The organism is Nocardia sp. NPDC050713 (assembly GCF_040654315.1).
Lineage (GTDB): Bacteria > Actinomycetota > Actinomycetes > Mycobacteriales > Mycobacteriaceae > Nocardia.
Genome location: NZ_JBFAHS010000010.1, coordinates 208,248 through 227,567 on the forward strand (window position 1 = coordinate 208,248; position 19,320 = coordinate 227,567).

The following is a 19,320-nucleotide window of genomic DNA, read 5'->3' on the forward strand; positions in this document are numbered from 1 at the left end:
AATGCCCAGGTCAGCGGTGGTATAGGCTTTGTCGGTCATGAAGTCGGCTTTTTCGGGTCCGGTCACCGGTGCTGCGCCCCAGACGGTCTACCTCGATCATGCGGCGACCACACCGATGCTGCCTGCGGCGATCGAGGCGATGACGGCTGCCATGGCGCGGCCGGGGAACGCCTCGTCGGTGCACGGATCCGGGCGGGCCGCGCGCCGGTTGCTGGAGGAGGCGCGCGAGTCGATCGCCGCTGATCTGGGCGCCCGGCCGTCCGAGGTGATCTTCACCTCCGGCGGAACCGAGAGCGACAATCTCGCGGTCAAGGGCATCTACTGGGCGCGCAGGGACGCCGACCCGCGCCGCACCAGGATCATCGCCAGCTCGATCGAGCACCACGCGGTCATCGACACGGTGGAATGGCTCGAGCGGCACGAGGGCGCGCAGGCCACCTGGCTGCCGGTCGACGCCGACGGCGTGGTGTCGCCGCGCTCGCTGCGGGCGGCGCTGGCCGAGCACCCCGACGAGGTCGCCCTCGTCACCGTCATGTGGGCGAACAACGAGGTAGGCGCGATCCAGCCGATCGCCGAACTCGCCGCGGTGGCACAGGAATTCGGCGTTCCCATGCACAGCGACGCGATCCAGGCGGCGGCCCAGCTGCCCATCGATTTCGCCGCGAGCGGGCTGTCCGCGGCGAGTTTCGCCGGGCACAAGGTCGGCGGACCGCACGGTGTCGGCGTGCTGTTGCTCGGCAGGCAGGTCGGGTGTGTGCCGCTGTTGCACGGCGGCGGGCACGAGCGCGACCTGCGCTCCGGCACCTCGGATACCGCGGCCGCGGTCGGCCTTGCCACCGCGCTCGACGCCACGGTCGCCGAATTGCCCACGCGCACAGCCGAATTGATCGCCTTGCGGGACGCGCTCATCGCGGGCGTCACGGCGGCGGTGCCGCACGCCGTGCTCAACGGTCCGGTCGGCGCGCAGCGCTTGCCGGGCAACGCGCACTTCACGTTCCCCGGTTGCGAAGGCGATTCGCTGCTGATGCTGCTGGATGCGGCGGGGATCGAATGCTCGACCGGCTCCGCCTGCAACGCGGGCGTGGCCACGCCGAGTCACGTGCTGATCGCCATGGGTGTCGAACCATGGGTGGCGCGCGGCTCGTTGCGATTCTCCTTGGGGCACACGTCGACCCGCGCCGACGTGGACGCCCTCCTCGATGTCTTGCCCCAGGTGGTGGAGCGGGCCAGGGCCGCTGGTCTTGCCGGTGCGAAAGGTGGTGTGTGATGCGGGTACTCGCGGCGATGAGCGGTGGTGTCGATTCCGCCGTCGCGGCGGCGCGCGCCGTCGACGCCGGGCACGAGGTGGTCGGCGTGCACCTCGCGCTCTCGGCCACGCCCGGCACGCTGCGCACCGGTTCGCGCGGCTGCTGCTCGAAGGAAGACGCGGGTGATGCCCGCCGCGCGGCGGATGTGCTCGGAATCCCTTTCTATGTCTGGGATTTCGCGGACCGCTTCAAGGAAGACGTGATCGACGACTTCGTCGCGGCCTACGCGGCGGGCGAGACGCCCAACCCGTGCCTGCGCTGCAACGAGAAGATCAAGTTCTCGGCGCTGGCCGACCGCGCGGTGGCGCTCGGCTTCGACGCCGTCGTCACCGGCCACTACGCCCGGCTGGAGGACGGTGTGCTGCGCCGCGCGGTGGACGCGGACAAGGACCAGTCCTATGTCCTCGCCGTGCTCACCGCCGAGCAGCTGTCCCGCGCCATGTTCCCGGTGGGCGACACCCCGAAGCCGCAGATCAGGGCCGAGGCCGCCGAGCGTGGACTCGCGGTGGCGAACAAGCCCGACAGCCACGACATCTGCTTCATCCCCTCCGGTGACACTCGCGCCTTCCTCGGCGCGAAGATCGGCGTCCGGCCGGGCGCGGTCGTGGACGCCGACGGCCAGGTGCTCGCGAAGCACGAGGGCGTGCACGGCTTCACCATCGGCCAGCGCAAGGGCCTCGGGCTCGCGGGCCCCGCGGCCGACGGCAAGCCGCGCTACGTCACCGACATCGATCCCGACTCCGGCACCGTGCGCGTCGGCTCGGCCGAGGACCTGCGGGTCTGGACGGTGCGCGCCGAGCGGGCGATCTGGACCTCGGGCACGACGCCGGAGGGGCCGATCGAGTGCGTCGCGCAGGTGCGCGCGCACGGCGGCACCGCGCCCGCGGTCGCCGAGGCGGTGGGCGACGGGCTCGAGGTGCGGCTGCGCGAGCCGTTGACCGGCGTCGCGCGCGGACAGGCCGTCGTGCTGTACCGGCCCGACGCGGCGGGCGACGAGGTGATCGGCAGCGGGACCATCAGCGACACCTCGCGCGAGCCGCACTCGGCCGACGACGCGGCGCGCGTCGAGGCGCGGTAGAGGAGCCGATCGTCCGTCCTTATCGGTCGATGTACCCGTTGCAGTACCGGGGCGCGGTAGAGGAGCCGATCGGCCGACGTACCCACTGGCGCACCGGGGCGCGGTAGAAGTCGATCGCCTGTCCCGATCGGCCGTCGTACCCGCTGGCGCACCGGGGCGCGGTAGAGAAGTCGATCGTCCCTGATTGGCCGTCGTACCCGCTGGCGCACCGAGGTGCGGTAGAGAAGCTGATCGTCGTCTTGATCGGCCGTCGTACCCGCTGGCGCACCGAGGAGCAGGCCGCGAGTCCGACAGGCATACGCCATGATCGCCCCGGCTGCGGTGCGGGGTAATGTCACGATGCCGCGGCCGGGCGGACTGGGACGGATCTCGGCATCAGGCGTCGAGCCACCGGCGCACGCGGCGGCATCCATCACACATCGACATGGGTAGGACGTGGTGAGCGAAACCGGTACTGACGCTGCGGATTCCGCCGACCCCGGCGCGTCCGACCCGTTGCCCGGCGGTATCGCGACGGCCGTCGGCTCCTGGCCGGGCACCGATCCGCGCGAAGCCGCGAACACCGTGCTTGGGGAGCTGGCCGAGCTGACCCACCTGCCCGAGCTACCGGGCCGCGGTCTCGGATCCGACATGATCGGCCGCGTCTCGGCCCTGCTCGTGGACATGCGCTTCGACACCAGCACCCGCGGCTACCGGCTCGCCGCGCGTCCCGGCGCGGTCTCCCGCCGCGCCCGCGACCTGCTGCGCGCCGACCTGGACGCGCTCGAAGAGGCATGGGAGACAACGGGTTCGGCGGATACGGGACGCGTCGTCAAGGTGCAGGCCGCCGGTCCGCTCACGCTGGCCGCCGAGGTCGAGCTGCCCGGCGGGCACCGCGCGCTCACCGATTCCGGTGCGCTGCGCGATCTTTCGGAATCCCTCGCGGAGGGCCTTGCCCAGCACGTCGCCGAGGTCGGCAAACGGCTCGGCGCGCGGGTCGTGCTGCAACTCGACGAGCCGTCGCTGACCGACGTGCTGAACGGTTCGCTGCGCGGCGTCAGCGTGCTGGACACCGTGCGCGCGATGCCGGATCCGGAGGCGCTCGCGGTCCTCGACGCCGTCATCGAGGCGCAGGCCGCGCCGGTGCTGGTGCACAGCTGCGCCGGGCCGCCCGCGCTGGCCTTTCTGCGCCGCAGCCAGGCCGCCGCGGTCGGCTTCGACCTCGCGACGATCCACACCCGCGATCTCGACAGCATCGGCGAGACGCTCGACGCAGGTAAACGGCTGGTGCTCGGGCTGGTGCCAACCACCGACCCGGCGATCAGAGCCGCCGCGACGGCGACCACGCCGCAGGCACCGGTCACCTGGCGTGAGATAGCGGAACCGGGCGTGCGTCTCATCGATCGCCTCGGCTTTCCGCGCGCCACGCTCGCCGACCGCGTGCTCGTCGCACCGGCGTGCGGGCTCGCGGGCGCGCCGCTGTCCTGGGCCCGGCGCGCGCTGAATCTGGCGAACGAGGTGGCCCGCGCCTTCGCCGAGGACCCGGAGTCGCTGACCTTCTCCTGACCGGTCCGGACCCCGCGGCAGGGCTCGGACGTGCGGGAATGTGTCGGTGGCCTCGACTACTCTGCCTTTCGTGAGCGAGAGCGAGAGTGTGGCGATTCCGGCGACGGCAGAGCAGCGGGTGGAGTGGCAGCGGCTCGCGGACGAGGTTCGCGAACACCAGTTCCGCTACTACGTGCGCGACGCGCCGATCATCTCCGACGGCGAGTTCGACGAGCTGCTGCGGCGGCTGCAAGCCATGGAGGACGAGCATCCGGATCTACGGACGCCCGATTCGCCGACCCAGCTCGTCGGCGGCGGCTTCGCGACCGACTTCACCGCGGTCGACCATCTGGAGCGGATGCTCTCGCTGGACAACGTGTTCAGCTATGACGAACTGCGCACATGGGCCGCGCGGGTGGAGGCCGAGACCGGCCCGAACCTGCACTACCTGTGCGAGGTGAAGATCGACGGCGTCGCGCTCAACCTGGTCTACGAGAAGGGCAGGCTGGTGCGCGCCGCGACCCGTGGTGACGGCCGCACCGGGGAGGACGTCACGCTCAACGCGCGCACCATCGACGACATCCCGGTCGAGCTGGCCGCCGCAGACGAGTTCCCGATTCCCGACCTGCTCGAGGTGCGCGGCGAGGTGTACATGCGGTTGGCGGACTTCGAGACCCTCAACGCGTCCATCGTCGCCGAGGGCAAGCCGCCCTACGCCAACCCGCGCAACACCGCGGCCGGTTCGCTGCGGCAGAAGGACCCGTCGGTCACCGCGCGCAGGCGGCTGCGGATGATCTGTCACGGTTTCGGCCGCATCGAGGGCTACATGCCGTCCTCGCAGTACGAGGCGTACCGCGCGCTGGCCGCCTGGGGCCTGCCGGTCTCCGAGCACACCCGGCGGGTGCAGGGCGTCGAGGCGGTGATCGAGCGGGTGGCCTACTGGGGCGAGCACCGCCACGACATCGAGCACGAGATCGACGGCCAAGTCATCAAGATCGACGAGACGTCGCTGCAACGTCGCCTCGGTTCCACCTCGCGCGCGCCGCGCTGGGCGATCGCCTACAAGTACCCGCCCGAGGAGGCCACCACCAAGCTGCGCGACATCCAGGTCAACGTGGGACGCACCGGCCGCGTCACGCCGTTCGCGGTGATGGAGCCCGTGTCCGTCGCGGGCTCGACTGTCGCGATGGCGACGCTGCACAACGCGTCGGAGGTCAAGCGCAAGGGCGTGCTCATCGGCGACACCGTCACGATCCGCAAGGCGGGCGACGTGATTCCCGAGGTGCTCGGCCCGGTGGTGGACGCGCGCACCGGCGAGGAGCGCGAGTTCGTCATGCCGACGCACTGTCCGGAGTGCGGCACCGAGCTCGCGCCGGAGAAGGAGGGCGACGCCGACATCCGCTGCCCGAACCAGCGTTCCTGTCCCGCGCAGCTGCGGGAGCGGGTGTATCACGTGGCCAGCCGCAACGCCTTCGACATCGAGGCGCTCGGCTACGAGGCCGCCGTCGACCTGCTGAAGTCCGGCGCCATCGCCGACGAGGGCGATCTGTTCGACCTCGACGAGCCGCGCCTGCTCACCACCTCGCTGTTCGCCAACAAGAGCGGCACCCTCTCGGCGAATGGCAAACGGCTGCTGGACAATCTGGACTCCGCCAAGGACCGTCCGCTGTGGCGGGTGCTCGTCGGCCTGTCGATTCGGCACGTCGGCCCCACCGCGGCCAGGGCGCTGGCCGCCGAGTTCGGCAGCATGGAGCGGATCGAGTCGGCCACGGCCGAGGAACTCGGCGCCGCCGACGGCGTCGGCCCGACCATCGCCGCGGCGGCGGCCGAATGGTTCACCGTCGACTGGCACCGGGCGATCGTCGACAAGTGGCGCGCGGCCGGTGTGCGGATGGAGGACGAACGCGACGAGTCGATCGAGCGCACGCTGGAGGGCCTCTCGATCGTCGTCACCGGTTCGCTGCAAGGCTTTTCGCGCGACGGCGCCAAGGAGGCCATTCTGATGCGCGGCGGTAAGGCGGCGGGTTCGGTCTCCAAGAAGACGGCGTTCGTGGTGATCGGCGAGTCGCCCGGTTCGAAGGCGGCCAAGGCCGAGGAGCTCGGTGTGCCGATTCTGGACGAGGACGGATTCCGATTGCTGTTGGCGGGTGGGCCGGAGGCGGTGACACCGGCGGCGTCCGGCGCCGAGGGAAACGTCGAGGAGTAGGCCCCGCGGCGGTCGGCATGTGCGCCGTCTGCGAACGGCACTTGACCTGAACCTTGCTTCAGGTATGACGATCGGTGGGTAGGCGTACCTCCGCATTCGCTCCATGCGCGGCTACCTCGGCAGTCGCTCCGGCCATGCGACGGCGTATCTCCGCAGTCGCTCCGAGCGTGCGCGGCGTACCTCCGTAGTCGCTTCGGCCGTGGGTGGTCTTCGGAGGGATCGAGTCCGACAGCGCCTACCAGGCAACTAGGAGGAGGTCATCATGACTCACCGTCCCACCGCCCTCATCACCGGCGCGTCCGCCGGGCTCGGCCGCGCGCTGGCACGCGCGTTGACCGGGCGCGGCTGGCGGGTGATCGGCACCGCCCGTCGTGGTGATCGGCTCGACGAGGTCCGCGCCGAGCTCGGCGTCGCATTCGTCGCCGTCACCGGCGATGTCACCGATCCGGCGCACCGCGCGCGGCTGGCCGAAATCGCCGATGGCGCCGGACCTCTCGACCTCGTGGTGAACAACGCCAGCAGGCTCGGCCCGAGCCCGCTGCCGCGGCTGGCCGACTACCCGCTCGACGAGCTCGAGGCCGTGTATCGCACGAACGTGGTGGCGCCGCTGGCCGTTCTGCAAGCCACGCTGCCCCTGCTCGGTCCCGGCGGGGTGATCGTCGACATCAGCTCCGATGCCGCCGTGGAGCCGTATCCGGGATGGGGTGGGTACGGTTCGGCCAAGGCGGCGCTGGACCAGCTCACCGCGATCCTCGCGGCCGAGCATCCGGAGCTGGCCGTCTACTCCTTCGATCCGGGCGATATGCGCACCGAGATGCATCAGGCCGCGTTCCCCGGCGAGGACATCTCCGATCGGCCGGAGCCGGAGAGCGTCGTGCCCGCGCTGCTGCGGCTCCTCGACGAACGCCCGAGGAACGGCCGTTACACCGCGGCGGATTTCGCGGTGGCGCGATGAGTGGCGGGGCGTCGCGCCGATCTGCGAAAGGCATCGTGCCGTCCGCGCGGCACCGCTCGTTGTCGAAGCACGGAAACATCCGGGCGGCAACGCCTTTCGCCGCGTGGGCGCGGACCTTCGAACTGCCGGATCGGCGCAATGCCGATGCACCGCCGGAGGCGCGTGGGTTGGCGCGGGACGAAGTCCGGCTGTTGGTCGCGGGAGACCGGTCGACGCACGCGCGGTTCCGCGAACTGCCGCGGTATCTGCGACCGGGCGACCTAGTGGTGGTGAACAACTCGGCTACGACCTCGGCGGCGGTCGACGGCACACTCGCCGATCTGCCGATCACCCTGCACTTCGCCACCTGGTTGGACGACGGCGGTTGGGTGGTCGAGGCGCGCACCCGCGAGCGCACCCCGCTGCACGACGGCGAACTGCGTGCGGGCGCTGTGCTCGAGCTGGCGGGCGGAGCGCGCGCGACGCTGCGCGAGCCCTGGTTGCCGGGGGCGCGCAGGTTGTGGATCGCCGACGTCACCGTGGATCCGCGGGTTCTCATGAGGGAGCACGGACGACCGATCACCTACTCCTACGTGCCGCGGCGATGGTCGCCGTCGTACTACACCACGGTGTTCGGACGGATTCCGGGCAGCGCGGAAATGCCCAGCGCCGCAAGGCCCTTCACACACGACGTGGTGCTGGATCTGGTGAGCTCGGGTGTCTCCCTCGCGCCGATCACGCTGCACACCGGCGTCTCGTCACCGGAAGCCGGGGAGCCGCCGAGCCCGGAGCGTTTGGCGGTGCCCGCCGCGACGGCCCGGCTGGTGAACGACACCAAAGGCGCGGGCGGGCGGATCGTCGCGGTCGGCACCACGGTCACCAGGGCCCTCGAATCCGCCGCCGACAAGGATGGTCGGTTACGGCCCGTGAGCGGGTGGACCGAACTGGTGCTCGGCGCGGACCACCCCGCCCGCGTGGTCGACGGGCTGATCACCGGCTGGCACGCCCCCGGCGCCTCCCACCTCGATCTGCTCGTCGCGGTCGCGGGGGAGACCACCGTGCGCCGCGCCTACGCCGAGGCGCTCGACACCGGCTACCTGTGGCACGAATTCGGCGACAGCGCACTGCTTTTCCGCGGCGACGACCGCGACTAGGTCGTACCTCCGCGTTCGCGTGGGCGCCGACCTTCGAACTGCCGGATCGCGCGATACCGATTCACCGCCGGGTGCGCGGGTTGGCTCGGGACGAAGTCCGGCCGCCTGGTCAGGGACCAGCGGGTCGCGGGTCTGGTGGACGAACGCCACCGGCGCGCCGTCCAGCCCACGGCCGTGCGCGGCTTACGGGGCGACTCCGTCCGGCTGCGCCCGTCGGGCGAGGTGAAACGTGCTGCGCCGCAAGACTGTCAATCCGAACGTCTTTCCGGCGGTGTGCTTGTCAGGCGGCCGTGACCAGCACGGTCGCGCTCTCCTGGCCCTCGATCTCGAAGCGCGCGCAGTGCCCGCCCGGATCGAGTTCGACGTGCCGACGGTTGACCCGGCGCGGGCCGGTGGTGTCGACGACGACCTTGGTACCGCTGGTCGAACACACCTTGGTCACCGCGGGGTACGCGGTGTAGGTCGCGCTGCCGCTCTGACACAGATTGGTGGCGTTGTTCAGGAACACCCGCGCGGTACCGTCCTGGCACGGCGCCTCCGCGATCGCCGTCTGCGGCACCGCGACCACCGCTCCCGCGGCGACCGCCCCGATCACCGCACCGCGGATCACGAGCCGACGAAGTATCCGTGTCATCGCTGCACCTCATCCCTGGGAGACGTTCCGACAGCCACGCCCCGCACAGGACCTAGCGCCAGCATGCTAACCCCGATCGGCCGACCTGTCCCCCCGTCCGTCAGCTGTCGGCCGCCGGTTTTTCGGGAAGAGGATGTCGTCGACCGCGACGGCGGTGTCGGCGAAGTGCAGCGGAATGAGTTCGCCAGGACGGAATTTGCGCACGTTGGCATAGCCGACGGGAGTGGGCTCGGTATGTTCGTAGATCAGTTCCCTTGTGACGACCCAATACACCGGATACCCGCCCCGGCTGTAAAGGTTGGCCTTGATAGTGAGGTCTGGCACGACCGTCTCGTCGGAAACCTCGACGACCAGCGGGATATCGTCCGGGGCCCACACCGAGATCTTCCGCCCGACGACACCGATCGGCTCGGAATCGAGCCGTCGGACCCAGCAGTCCGGGTCGGGAAGAGAATCCTCGGTCGGCAGCGTTGTTCCGCTGACCTCGAACCCGTCCGACTCCAATGCCAGTCCGACGCGGAATACGGCTGGCCCGTGCCAGTCTCCGATGACCACCGACCAGACCTCCCCCTCCACGAGTTCGACCCGATGGTCGAACGCGCCCGCTTGCCACGCGCGCAAGAACTCGTCGCGGCTCCAGCGGTAGGCGATCGAGGCCTCGGTCATGAAGCCAAGCCTACCGTGCCGTGCTCGAGGTGAGGGCGGAAGCGCGTCGCATCGGGCCAGGTAGCGGTGAGGAAATCGAACTTATCCACAACTACGGACTCGGCGGGCGCCGTGTGCTGGTTCGTGCACCGACGCGGGTTGGTGTCGCCTCGAGGTGGGTGGGACGGAAGTATGGCGGCATGCTGCGGAGTTTTCAGGTGACCAACCACAGATCGCTGGCCGAACGGCAGGAGTTGCGGCTGACCAAGGGGAGCGGGCCGGTGGCGGTGCCGGTGACCGCGGTGCACGGCGGGACGGCGGCGGGGAAGACGAGCCTGGTCGACGCGCTCGGGCACATGCGCGACGCGGTGCTGCGCTCGGTCACGGGGTGGGATCCCTACGCGGGCCCGGTTCGCGCGCCGCACTTGGGTTTTCCGGATCGGCCGTCGGAGTTCGTCGCGGGGTTCGTCGCGGAGGGCTGCCCGTTCACCTACGGCTTCCGGTTGGACAACGCCGAGGTGACGGCCGAATGGTTGTACAGCCATCCGCGCTCGCGCAAGCGAATCGTATTCGAGCGCAACGGCGAACAGATCAAGATCGGGCCCATGTTCGAGGCCGCCCGCTACGGCATCGCCGCGCTGGTGCCGCTGGTGCGCCCGAACGCGTTGCTGCTCAGCCTCGCCGGGCAGATGTACGCCGAGGCGCTGGTCCCCGCCTACCGCTGGTTCTCCTCGATGCTGGAGGTACAGCGCGGCGCCGCCGAGCCGAACGAGATCGCGCACCGGTTGGGCGGCCACATCTCTCGCTCCCCGGACAACGCGGCCCGACTGCTGCTGTTGCTGCGCGCCGCCGAACTGGGCATCACGGATCTGCTGATCGCCGAGAACGACCCGCTCTACGCCGACTACCTGCGCGAACTCGACGCCGATATCGAGGGCGCCGCCAAACAGGTCGAGCTGTGCGCCACCTCGCCCGCGCACGCCGACCGACTACTACAGGACACCGGGCTCACACCGCTGCTGCTGGAACGGGAGCTGACCAACCTGCGCGCCGCCCGCGACGCGCTCTACACCCGCATGGTGGGTCGGCGCGGGGTCGGCCTGAGCCTCGTGCACGCGGGCATCGACGCCCCGTTCGACATCACCGACGAATCCGCCGCGACCCTCTCGCTGCTGCGCCTGCTGCCCACCATGCTCGACGCGCTCGACAACGGCCGGGTACTCGCGGTCGACGACATCGGCGCGCACCTGCCCGCCGAACAGGCCGACCGGCTGATCCAGCTGTTCCAGAACCCGGAGACCAATGCCCATGGCGCCCAACTCGTTTTCACCACCGACAACCGCTCGCTGATCGACCGGGGCAACGGGCGTTCGCAACGCACCCGCACGGCGGTCTGGCAGGTCCGGCGCACGGAGCGCGGGACGAGCGAGCTGGCCGCGCTCTGACCCCACCGTTGCCCCATACGATGGACCCATGCTGGAACTCGCAATGCTGGTGATCATGGTCACCCTGCTCGTCGCGCTGCTGGTGTCCTACCGCCGGGGGCGAAAGGGCTTCCAGCTGGCCGAACCGGAATCCGGCACCCTGTACGTGACCGGCGTGAGCCCGCGCCCGGACGCCGTGGGCGAGCAATACGTCACGATCACCGGCAACCTGACCGGCCCCTCGGTACCGGGGACCGTGGTCTACGGACGCTTCGCCTGGGACGTGAACCAGTGGCCCGCGATCGGCGACTACATCCCCGTGGTGTACCCGCCGGGCAAGCCGGACCGGTGGCAGATCCAGCACCCCGGCGGCCGTCCGAGCCTGGGTTCCTGAACTGGTCGGATGTCTAGGTCGCGCGCGGCGGTGGCAGGATGCCGGTATGGGCGCGAGCGAGCTGGTCATCCGGACGGCGATCCCGGAGGAATACGCCGCGGTCGGTGAGCTGACCGTCGACGTGTACGTGGGCGAGGGCTATGTCCGGCCGGGCAGTCCGTACGTCGCCGAGCTGGCCGACACCGAACGCAGGGCCGCCGCCGCTGCGGAGGTGTTGGTCGCCGTGCACGACGACCGCTTGATCGGCTCGCTCACCGTCGCCCGCTACGGCACCCCTTATGCGGAGATCGCGCGGCCCGGCGAACTGGAGTTCCGCATGCTCGCGGTCGCCAAGCGGGCCCGCGGGCTCGGTGCGGGAACGGCGTTGGTGCGCACCGTGATAGAGATGGCGAGCGTGCAAAAGTGCGAGGCGGTCGCGCTGACCACCATGTCCGCGATGGTCGACGCCCGCCGCATCTACGACCGCTTCGGTTTCGTCGCCGTGCCGGAACGGGATTGGACGACGCAGGCGGGCGAGCTGCTCACCGTGCTGCGGCTACCGCTACCTCCACGCTGACACCGTTCGCGCGAATCCGACTGCGCGCCAAGAGCAGTTCCCTCCGGCGCGGTTCGGGTTCAGCCGAGCACGGTCGCGACGATTCCGGCCAGGTAGCCGAGCCGCGCCACCTCCGACGGCCGGAAGTCCGGGCCGCCCGGCCTGCCGAGCAGCAGCACCTTGCCGGTGTTGCCCAGCGGCGCCGCCGCCAGCTTGGTGTCCATGTCGCGCCAGATCTGCGGCACCCACTCGGCCTCCGGATCGAGCACCGCGGGCTTCTCCAGCGGCATCCACGGCGCCGAACCGGCCTGGGTCTGCGGCGCGCTCTGGCTGCCGACGAGCCGATAGGCGCCGTGCGGGCCCAGATCGATCACCGTGCTCCAGCCGACGCGCAGCACCCGGGGGACGCCGTCGACGAGCACTTGCAGCCGGTCGTCGCGGGCGCTGGCCACTTGGTCGATGAGCTCGAGCTCGCGGTGCGTGTCCAGCACGCCCGAATAGGGGCGGATCGAGTCCACGTGCACGTCGCCGATCGATTCCGCCGCGGTGATGAGCGTGTCCGGGAGCGCGTTGGGTGGAACTTCCACGACGAGATCGTCCACGGCGAAGCCTGCCCCTCGTTCGACCACATCCAGCGAGAGGATGTCGGCGCCGACGGAACCCAATGCGAGCGCGAGTGCGCCGAGGCTTCCCGGGCGATCCGGAAGTTGCACGCGGAGCAGGTATGACACGCGCGTTCCTTTCCTCTGGCCGGCCGAGCCTGGTGGTCGGATACCCGGGTCAGGCAATACTTACACCCCTTGCGGCCTGTTATCGACTCGAAGCGCTGCCAGTGACGAACGCCACGCGGCAATTTCGCGCCATCTCGGCGTGTCGCTCTAGATGCCGTGGTGTGTCGTCGCGGTTCTTGCTCTCGGACGGGCGGTGCGTCGCGCGGCGTAGTGTTTGTCTGTCCACCGCAGCCCCGGCAGCGACCGGGTGGGCGGAGCGATCCCGGTCGCGGACTAACATCTGCCGTGCACGATGTGAGCCGAGCGCCAGCGCGGTCGTCGTGCACGGCCACCCATGCACAACCATGCCGAAAGGGGTCCCGCGGTGCCCGCCATCTCCCGCGACGAGGTCGCACACCTCGCCCGGCTGTCCCGGCTCGCGCTGACCGACGCCGAACTGGATCAGTTCGCCGGTCAGCTGGATTCGATCCTGAGCCACGTGCGGACCATCTCCGAGGTCGCCGCCGCCGACGTCCCGGCCACAGCCTCGCCGAATCCGGTGACCAACGTGACGCGCCCCGACGAACTCGTGCCCGGCCTGACGCCGCACGAGGCGCTGGCGGCCGCACCGGCGGTCGAGGAGCAGCGGTTCATGGTGCCGCAGATTCTGGGAGAGGGCGAATGACAGAGCTGACCACGCTCAGCGCGGCCGAGCTGGCCGCGAAGATCCACGCCCGCGAGGTGTCCTCGGCCGAGGTCACCCAGGCGCACCTGGATCGGATCGCCGAGGTGGACGGCGAGTTCAACGCGTTCCTGCACGTCGCGGGCGAGCAGGCGCTCGCCGCCGCGGACGCGGTGGACGCGGCGCTGGCCGACGGGCACGCGCCCGCCTCGCCGCTGGCCGGAGTTCCGTTGGCGCTCAAGGACGTCTTCACCACGACGGACATGCCGACCACCTGCGCCTCGAAGATCCTCGAGGGCTGGATGTCGCCATACGACGCGACGCTGACCAGCAAGCTGCGCGCGGCAGGCATCCCGATCCTCGGTAAGACCAACATGGACGAGTTCGCCATGGGCTCGTCCACCGAGAACTCCGCCTACGGCCCGACCCGCAACCCGTGGGACACCACCCGCATCCCGGGCGGCTCCGGCGGCGGCTCGGCGGCCGCGCTGGCCTCGTACCAGGCGCCGCTGGCCATCGGCACCGACACCGGCGGCTCGATCCGGCAGCCCGCGGCGGTGACCGCGACCGTCGGCACCAAGCCGACCTACGGCACGGTCTCCCGCTTCGGCCTCGTCGCCTGCGCGTCCTCGCTGGATCAGGGCGGCCCCTGCGGCCGCACGGTGCTCGACACCGCGCTGCTGCACGAGGTGATCGCCGGTTACGACCCGCGCGACTCCACCTCCCGCGACGTGCCGGTGCCGCCGGTGGTGGCCGCCGCGCGCGCGGGCGCCGAGGGCGATCTGCGCGGGGTGAAGATCGGCGTGGTCAAGGAGCTGCACTCCGACAGCTACCAGCCGGGCGTGCTCGCCTCCTTCGACGCCGCGGTCGGCGTGCTGAAGGAGCTGGGCGCCGAGGTCGTCGAGGTGTCGTGTCCGCACTTCGAGTACGGCTTGCCGTCCTACTACCTGGTGATGCCCTCGGAGGTGTCGTCGAACCTGGCGCGCTTCGACGCCATGCGCTACGGCCTGCGCGTCGGCGACGACGGCACGCACAGCGCCGAGCAGGTCATGGCGATGACCCGCGCCGCGGGCTTCGGCCCCGAGGTCAAGCGCCGCATCATGATCGGCACCTACGCGCTCTCGGCGGGTTACTACGACGAGTACTACGGTCAGGCGCTCAAGGTCCGCACCCTGATCGCGCGCGATTTCGACGCCGCCTACGAGAAGGTCGACGTGCTCGTCTCGCCGACCAGCCCGTTCACCCCGTGGAAGCTGGGCGAGAAGGTCGACGATCCGCTGGCCATGTACCTGTCGGATTTGTGCACGCTGCCGACCAACCTGGCGGGCCACCCGGCCATGTCGGTGCCCTCGGGGCTGAGCAAGGACGACGGCATGCCGGTCGGCTTGCAGATCATGGCGCCCGCGCTGGCCGACGACCGCCTGTACCGGGTGGGCGCGGCCTACGAGACCGCCCGCGGACCCGTCGCCTGACGGACCGGACAACGGCGAGCGGGCCGGGGCGTGATGCCCCGGCCCGCTCGGCGTTTTCGGTGGGTTGTCCTCAGCGCAGATCGGCGAGATCCACGGCTTGCGCCATCGCGCGGAAGCCCGCGTCGTTGGGGTGCAAGCGATCTCCGCTGTCGAATGCCGGGTTCAACCGGCTCGGGTCCGCCGGATCGGCGAGCACGGCGGCGGTGTCGACGACCGCGTCGTACTCGCCGGAGGTGCGGATCCACTCGTTGACGGCCAAGCGCTTGGCCTCGGCCTCCGGCGAATCGTACGGCGAATCGCCGAAGGGCAGGATGGTCGCGCCGATGACGCGAAGTCCGGCGGCCCTGGCCCGGGCGATCAGCTCGCGGTGCGCGGCGATCAGCTGGTCCGCGGAGACCGGCACCGGCGGTTCGCCGAGGTTGGGCGCGCCCGCGCTGAGACCGATGTCGTTGGCGCCCTCCAGGATGATCACCGTGCCGACTCCAGGCTGGTCGAGGACGTCGCGCTGGAAGCGGTGCAGCGCGCTCTCGCCGAGCCAGTCGGAGTCGACCGTCACCCGGTTGCCGCCGATGCCCTGGTTCAGCACCGCGCGCGGGGCGCCAGCCGCGGCGAGGCGTTCGGCGAGCTCGTCGGGGAAGCGGTTGTCCGCGTCGGTGGTCGAGCCGACGCCGTCGGTGATGGAGTCGCCGAAGGCCACGATGGCGGGCGGGTTCGGCAGGAGATCGGCCACCTCGACGCCCGCCAGGTAGTACCAGGTCGGGGTGGTCTCGGTGAACGCGGCGGCGGTCGGGTCGGCGCGGTGATCGCCCACGGCGCGGTAAGTGGTGGCGACGGCCTGCGCGTGTTGCGTGGCGGGGCCGGTCGGCGCGGCGAAGTACAGCGTGATGGTGATCGAGTCGAAAGCGTTGAGCGGCAACGCGACCGGATCGGTGACGAGGTCGGCGCCCGGCGCGATCTCGAAGGTGGGTGACAGCCCGGCGGTCAGCGGCGACAGCGTCTCGGGCCTGATCGCGCCCGCGCCCGCGGTGCGCGCGATGGTCGCGCCGGTGATCGTCAGCGGGGCGGCGCCGTAGCGGTTGGTCAGCCGGACGCGGGTGGTGAGTCCGCCCTCGCTGACCCGGACCACTTGGCGCAGAGTCTGATTCGCGAAGCCTTGCTGGGCCCAGTTGGCGACGAACGCGCGACTCGGCGGGTGCGGTGAGGTCGCCCACGCCGTGGTCCAGCCCGGCGGATCCGCTGGACGGGCCGCCGCGCCCGCGGCGGTGAACGGTAGCAGGATCAGCAGCAGGGCTAGCAGGGCACGGACGGTGCGCACGACGGAATCCGTTCTCTCGTGGTCGAACTCGGCGAAGCGCCGAACAGGACGGCACAACCACGAAAGCGCCGGGTCGATTCCCGGCCCGGATTCAGGTGGTGCGCAACAGCTCGGCGCGGCGCTGGACCCCCGCGGTCATGCCTTCGAAGCCGCGGCGCAGGTTCGCGCCGAGCGCCGCGGCCACCACGGGGTGGAACCAGCCGCCGAGCTCGAAATGCGATTCGTAGCGCGTGCGTTCGGGACTCACCGCGGTGACGGTGTGCGAGCGCAGGCTGTGCAGCGCGCCGAGCGGCACCGGCTTCATCGAGTAGCTGAGCTCACGACCCGGGGTGTGGCTGCGAATCCATTCGCGCTGCCGCCGCGGGCTGGAGCCGTAGACTTGCACGAGCATGTCGATCGGGTCGCCGGGCGTGAGCGTGCTCTCGCATTCGGTGACGAAGGGATTCCACTCGCCGTAGCGGGGGAGGTCCGTGATCACTTGCCACACCAGGTCGGCCGGTGCGTCGATGTACACGGCCACGTCGATGACAAAGCCCATGGGAGCAAATTAGAACAAGTTCTACTGTCGCGTCAATGAACGGCTCGCTCAGCGTAAATCCCGCGCCGATGAGCGAGCTCAGCGGGGTTCCGGCGCTGGCCGGTGCGTCGGCGAGAGCCCGGTGCTGGGCGGCATCCTCAACTGGAGCCCGGGGCCGAGCGGCAGGCTGAACACGAGCCCGGGGCGGACTTGGCGGGTGCCCGGTGCTGACCGGCGGGCTCGGCGGGTGCCCGGTGCTGACCGGCGGGCTCGGCGGGTGCCCGGTGCTGACCGGCGGGCTCGGCGGGTGCCCGGTGCTGACCGGCGCTCTCAACTGGAGCCCGGCGCCGCGCGGCGAACTCAACACGAGCCCGGCGCCGCGCGGCGGACTCAACACGAGCCCAGCGCTGTGCCCTGGTCGGTGCCGTAGCGATGGCCGTGGCCTGGCGGCGCGTCCAATGCGGCGAGCAGGTCCGCGGTGGTCTGTAGGAAGCTCACCACCGGCAGCCAGCGCGGGACGGGGGCGTCCACGCGCACGCCGGCCAGATCGGGCGCGCGCCACAGTAGGGCGGGCGACCAGTGCACGACCGGATCGGAGCTGTTGGCCAGCACGGTCGCGCCCGCGCGGTGCACGCCGCCCGCGGGCGGACCGGCCCAGAGCGCGGCGCAGGTGCGGCGGTCCTGCTCGGCGTCGTCGGCGAAGATCGCGCTGCCGCCGAGCGCGCCGAGGCTCTGGCCGTAGACGAACAGCCGCGGCGGCTCGGCCATGGCGCTCAGGCGTTGCTCCACGGCGTCGAAGAGGGCGCGGGCGGCCCGCACCGCGTCGGCGCGGCCGAAGACGAATGTCACCCAGCTCGGCGCGTAGGAGTACTGGAGACCGACCACCGCCACGTCACCGCCGAAGCGTTCGGCGAATCCGGTCACCGCGTTGGCGTCGATCCAGCCGGACCCAGTCGGCAAGGCGACCACGATATTCGACCGGTACAGCCCGCCCGAGCGCTCCAACTCCCGGATGGCCAGTGCCACTCGGGAATCGAGATCCGGCGCGGAATCCACGCCGACGTACACCCGCACCGGCCCCTCCGGCGTTCCGCTGACGAACTTGCGCCCCTGAGCTCCCAGCGAAGGCCAGCTGACCGCCGACCCGGCGCTGCCCGATCTGGTGTGCGAAACGGGTTGCGTCAGAGCGGGATCCATCGCGACGTTGGCCGCCGCGTACACCTGCTGCCGCCATCCCACCACCGCGGGCGTCAGCACCAGGTAGCCCACCGCCGCGGTGACCACTCCCAACACCAGACCGCGGAGCAGGCCGAGTGTGCGCAGCGCCCAGCCGAGCGCCTTGGTGATCCCGACGACGACGCCGGTGAGCAGCGCGGTGGCCAGCGCGCAGTGCAGCCAGTAGCCGGGGCCGATCGGCGGGGTCCCCATGGCGGCACGCAGATCGTTCTGCCAGTGCCCGGCGCGCCAAGCGGTGATCGTCACGGCCAAGCCGACCACTCCCAGCAGCGGCAGGCGGTAGCGAGCGAAGCGTCGGTCGACGTCGAAGTCCCAGCGGCCGAGCGAGAATCGCAGCGCACCGGCGAACCCGAGCGCACCGCAGATCAGCAGGGCGGTGAGCACGGCTTGCGCACCGGGCGTACGGGGCAGCAGACCCGGCGCGAGCGAGAGAAGTGTTCCCGCACCGACTGCCAGTGTCGTCCCGATGCGCGGCGCGGCGATGGCTGCCCGGCTCCGGCGCTTCGGGAGCGGTGTCGTGGGGACGGGGCGAGGGCTTTCGGAGAGTCGCTGCGTCGTCGTGGTCATGCCGAAACTCCCGCGGTGAAAGCGTTGTGCCAGATGGGCGCCGAACTGGCCAGCGTCGTCAGATCGCGACTCGAAGTGCTTGGTGTGCAAGCATTTCGGGTCGCCGATGCGTTTGCGACGCCGCTGGAGATGGACCCGGCACCCGCGGACCGATCGCCGGACGCGCGACGAAGCGCACCGAGGACGAGCGCGAGCAGCGTGCCGAGTCCGAGCGCGCCGAGTCCGGCGAGACCGACCAGCCAACCACTCCATCCGGACGCCGTGACGCCCGCGCCGAGCATCGTCTCGACGACCGGAGCGCCGTAGTGCTGGCGGCGTGAGTTCAAATCGACCACGGTGTCGGCGATATCGGCCATCGTGTAGCACCTGGCACGGCCCCACGACTCGGTGCGCGCGTCGCACGCTTCCCGCATCCGGCGGTCCAGGGCCGCGTCCACGGCCTGGCGCGCCCACGGGCCAAGCGGTTCGCCGCGCCGATCCGCATAGCGCAGCAGGTCGTAGCCGAGATCGTGGGCCTTGCAGGCGGTCTCGAATTCGGCGGGCAGCGGGACGGGGGAGGAGCAGTCGCCGCCGGGGTTGGTCAGCAGGCCGTGCACCGGGACCGGTCGATAACCGAGCACGGTGATGAAATCGTCGGGAATGCTTGCGGCAGAGGCGGTCTCATGTGCGGTCAACACGGCGACCGCGGTGGCGGCCGCGACGTTCTCGACGACGGGCGGCCCGACGGTGGCCGCCTGGGCGGCGGGGGCCATGGCGACGGTGGCCGACATCGTGGTCAGCGCCGCGGCCGTCAGCGCCGCGACCCGGCGCAACCCCAGGGGTGCGGTCGGGTGGCGGTCGGTGGCGGCGATGGTCTCGGTCCTCATGGGCCTCGACGCTAAGAACGGCACACGCTCACCGGCCTCCCGCCGAGGTGGGGTTTGCGCCGCCGTGCTGCCGGGGGATCGGCCGGGTCGGCTCACCCCGGGGTACGGGGTGGGAATTCA

General features: G+C 70.9%; 18 protein-coding genes. 11 read left to right on the forward strand and 7 right to left on the reverse strand.

The genetic code is table 11. From position 1 onward, the window contains the following. Nucleotides 1-37 precede the first annotated feature (37 nt). The 6 genes from AB0H49_RS20035 to AB0H49_RS20060 all read left to right on the forward strand — a co-directional run bounded on the left by AB0H49_RS20035 (nucleotide 38) and on the right by AB0H49_RS20060 (nucleotide 8,203). The gene (locus AB0H49_RS20035) at nucleotides 38-1,267 is read left to right on the forward strand and encodes a cysteine desulfurase family protein (RefSeq protein ID WP_357253395.1); all 1,230 of its coding nucleotides are present in this window, start codon (nucleotides 38-40) and stop codon (nucleotides 1,265-1,267) included. After that, nucleotides 1,267-2,385 carry a tRNA 2-thiouridine(34) synthase MnmA gene (mnmA, locus tag AB0H49_RS20040; protein ID WP_357253397.1) on the forward strand — a complete coding sequence of 373 codons (1,119 nt, stop codon included), beginning with the start codon at nucleotides 1,267-1,269 and terminating at the stop codon, nucleotides 2,383-2,385. The genes AB0H49_RS20035 and mnmA overlap by 1 nt, the downstream gene beginning before the upstream one ends. A 495-nt stretch (nucleotides 2,386-2,880) precedes the next feature. After that, nucleotides 2,881-3,930: a methionine synthase gene (locus tag AB0H49_RS20045; protein WP_357253487.1), complete on the forward strand. Its 1,050-nt coding sequence runs from the start codon at nucleotides 2,881-2,883 to the stop codon at nucleotides 3,928-3,930. A gap of 94 nt (nucleotides 3,931-4,024) precedes the next feature. After that, the gene (ligA, locus tag AB0H49_RS20050; protein WP_357253489.1) at nucleotides 4,025-6,115 is read left to right on the forward strand and encodes an NAD-dependent DNA ligase LigA; all 2,091 of its coding nucleotides are present in this window, start codon (nucleotides 4,025-4,027) and stop codon (nucleotides 6,113-6,115) included. Between the two features lie 262 nt (nucleotides 6,116-6,377). After that, on the forward strand, nucleotides 6,378-7,070 hold the full coding sequence (locus AB0H49_RS20055) for an SDR family oxidoreductase (RefSeq protein ID WP_357253399.1): 693 nt from the start codon (nucleotides 6,378-6,380) through the stop codon (nucleotides 7,068-7,070). 59 nt (nucleotides 7,071-7,129) lie between these two features. After that, on the forward strand, nucleotides 7,130-8,203 hold the full coding sequence (locus AB0H49_RS20060) for an S-adenosylmethionine:tRNA ribosyltransferase-isomerase (protein ID WP_357253401.1): 1,074 nt from the start codon (nucleotides 7,130-7,132) through the stop codon (nucleotides 8,201-8,203). Nucleotides 8,204-8,483: 280 nt separating this feature from the next. On the opposite strand, the gene AB0H49_RS20065 is transcribed toward AB0H49_RS20060, so the two are convergent. Further along, a complete protein-coding gene (locus AB0H49_RS20065; RefSeq protein ID WP_357253402.1) occupies nucleotides 8,484-8,837 on the reverse strand; it encodes a hypothetical protein in 354 nt (117 codons plus the stop codon). A gap of 66 nt (nucleotides 8,838-8,903) precedes the next feature. Continuing rightward, nucleotides 8,904-9,503: a Uma2 family endonuclease gene (locus tag AB0H49_RS20070; protein WP_357253404.1), complete on the reverse strand. Its 600-nt coding sequence runs from the start codon at nucleotides 9,501-9,503 to the stop codon at nucleotides 8,904-8,906. A 197-nt stretch (nucleotides 9,504-9,700) separates the two neighbouring features. Between AB0H49_RS20070 and AB0H49_RS20075 the strand changes: the two genes are divergently transcribed. The 3 genes from AB0H49_RS20075 to AB0H49_RS20085 are packed head-to-tail and all read left to right on the forward strand — an operon-like array spanning nucleotide 9,701 to nucleotide 11,856. After that, nucleotides 9,701-10,927: an ATP-binding protein gene (locus tag AB0H49_RS20075; protein WP_357253406.1), complete on the forward strand. Its 1,227-nt coding sequence runs from the start codon at nucleotides 9,701-9,703 to the stop codon at nucleotides 10,925-10,927. A 28-nt stretch (nucleotides 10,928-10,955) separates the two neighbouring features. Then, nucleotides 10,956-11,300, forward strand: coding sequence for a hypothetical protein (locus AB0H49_RS20080; RefSeq protein WP_354999198.1), 345 nt, complete (start codon nucleotides 10,956-10,958; stop codon nucleotides 11,298-11,300). Between the two features lie 46 nt (nucleotides 11,301-11,346). Then, nucleotides 11,347-11,856: a GNAT family N-acetyltransferase gene (locus tag AB0H49_RS20085; protein ID WP_357253409.1), complete on the forward strand. Its 510-nt coding sequence runs from the start codon at nucleotides 11,347-11,349 to the stop codon at nucleotides 11,854-11,856. Nucleotides 11,857-11,915: 59 nt separating this feature from the next. On the opposite strand, the gene AB0H49_RS20090 is transcribed toward AB0H49_RS20085, so the two are convergent. After that, nucleotides 11,916-12,566, reverse strand: coding sequence for an amino acid-binding protein (locus AB0H49_RS20090; protein ID WP_067781705.1), 651 nt, complete (start codon nucleotides 12,564-12,566; stop codon nucleotides 11,916-11,918). A gap of 364 nt (nucleotides 12,567-12,930) precedes the next feature. On the opposite strand from AB0H49_RS20090, the gene gatC reads away from it, so the two are divergent. Then, a complete protein-coding gene (gatC, locus tag AB0H49_RS20095) occupies nucleotides 12,931-13,230 on the forward strand; it encodes an Asp-tRNA(Asn)/Glu-tRNA(Gln) amidotransferase subunit GatC (RefSeq protein ID WP_354999200.1) in 300 nt (99 codons plus the stop codon). Beyond that, nucleotides 13,227-14,699, forward strand: a complete 1,473-nt coding sequence (gene gatA, locus AB0H49_RS20100) for an Asp-tRNA(Asn)/Glu-tRNA(Gln) amidotransferase subunit GatA (RefSeq protein ID WP_357253411.1) — start codon at nucleotides 13,227-13,229, stop codon at nucleotides 14,697-14,699. Before gatC ends, gatA begins: the two co-directional genes overlap by 4 nt. Nucleotides 14,700-14,769: 70 nt before the next feature. Here the strand turns inward: gatA and AB0H49_RS20105 are convergent, their stop codons facing one another. From AB0H49_RS20105 to AB0H49_RS20120, 4 genes are all read right to left on the reverse strand, one after another. Then, on the reverse strand, nucleotides 14,770-16,014 hold the full coding sequence (locus AB0H49_RS20105) for an SGNH/GDSL hydrolase family protein (protein WP_357253413.1): 1,245 nt from the start codon (nucleotides 16,012-16,014) through the stop codon (nucleotides 14,770-14,772). Between the two features lie 91 nt (nucleotides 16,015-16,105). Next, complete coding sequence (locus AB0H49_RS20110; protein WP_357253415.1) at nucleotides 16,106-16,552, reverse strand: SRPBCC domain-containing protein; 447 nt, start codon at nucleotides 16,550-16,552, stop codon at nucleotides 16,106-16,108. A gap of 369 nt (nucleotides 16,553-16,921) precedes the next feature. Beyond that, the gene (locus AB0H49_RS20115) at nucleotides 16,922-18,334 is read right to left on the reverse strand and encodes an alpha/beta-hydrolase family protein (RefSeq protein ID WP_357253417.1); all 1,413 of its coding nucleotides are present in this window, start codon (nucleotides 18,332-18,334) and stop codon (nucleotides 16,922-16,924) included. After that, complete coding sequence (locus tag AB0H49_RS20120) at nucleotides 18,331-19,200, reverse strand: hypothetical protein (protein ID WP_357253419.1); 870 nt, start codon at nucleotides 19,198-19,200, stop codon at nucleotides 18,331-18,333. The genes AB0H49_RS20115 and AB0H49_RS20120 overlap by 4 nt, the downstream gene beginning before the upstream one ends. Between the last annotated feature and the right edge of the window lie 120 nt (nucleotides 19,201-19,320).

Excerpts from the sequence above, each read along its gene's own strand:
- AB0H49_RS20035 (WP_357253395.1), top strand. The coding sequence starts at position 38 with ATGAAGTCGGCTTTTTCGGGTCCGGTCACCGGTGCTGCGCCCCAGACG.
- mnmA (WP_357253397.1), top strand. The coding sequence starts at position 1,267 with ATGCGGGTACTCGCGGCGATGAGCGGTGGTGTCGATTCCGCCGTCGCG.
- AB0H49_RS20055 (WP_357253399.1), top strand. The coding sequence starts at position 6,378 with ATGACTCACCGTCCCACCGCCCTCATCACCGGCGCGTCCGCCGGGCTC.
- AB0H49_RS20065 (WP_357253402.1), bottom strand. The coding sequence starts at position 8,837 with ATGACACGGATACTTCGTCGGCTCGTGATCCGCGGTGCGGTGATCGGG.
- AB0H49_RS20070 (WP_357253404.1), bottom strand. The coding sequence starts at position 9,503 with ATGACCGAGGCCTCGATCGCCTACCGCTGGAGCCGCGACGAGTTCTTG.
- AB0H49_RS20080 (WP_354999198.1), top strand. The coding sequence starts at position 10,956 with ATGCTGGAACTCGCAATGCTGGTGATCATGGTCACCCTGCTCGTCGCG.
- AB0H49_RS20085 (WP_357253409.1), top strand. The coding sequence starts at position 11,347 with ATGGGCGCGAGCGAGCTGGTCATCCGGACGGCGATCCCGGAGGAATAC.
- gatA (WP_357253411.1), top strand. The coding sequence starts at position 13,227 with ATGACAGAGCTGACCACGCTCAGCGCGGCCGAGCTGGCCGCGAAGATC.
- AB0H49_RS20110 (WP_357253415.1), bottom strand. The coding sequence starts at position 16,552 with ATGGGCTTTGTCATCGACGTGGCCGTGTACATCGACGCACCGGCCGAC.
- AB0H49_RS20115 (WP_357253417.1), bottom strand. The coding sequence starts at position 18,334 with ATGACCACGACGACGCAGCGACTCTCCGAAAGCCCTCGCCCCGTCCCC.
- AB0H49_RS20120 (WP_357253419.1), bottom strand. The coding sequence starts at position 19,200 with ATGAGGACCGAGACCATCGCCGCCACCGACCGCCACCCGACCGCACCC.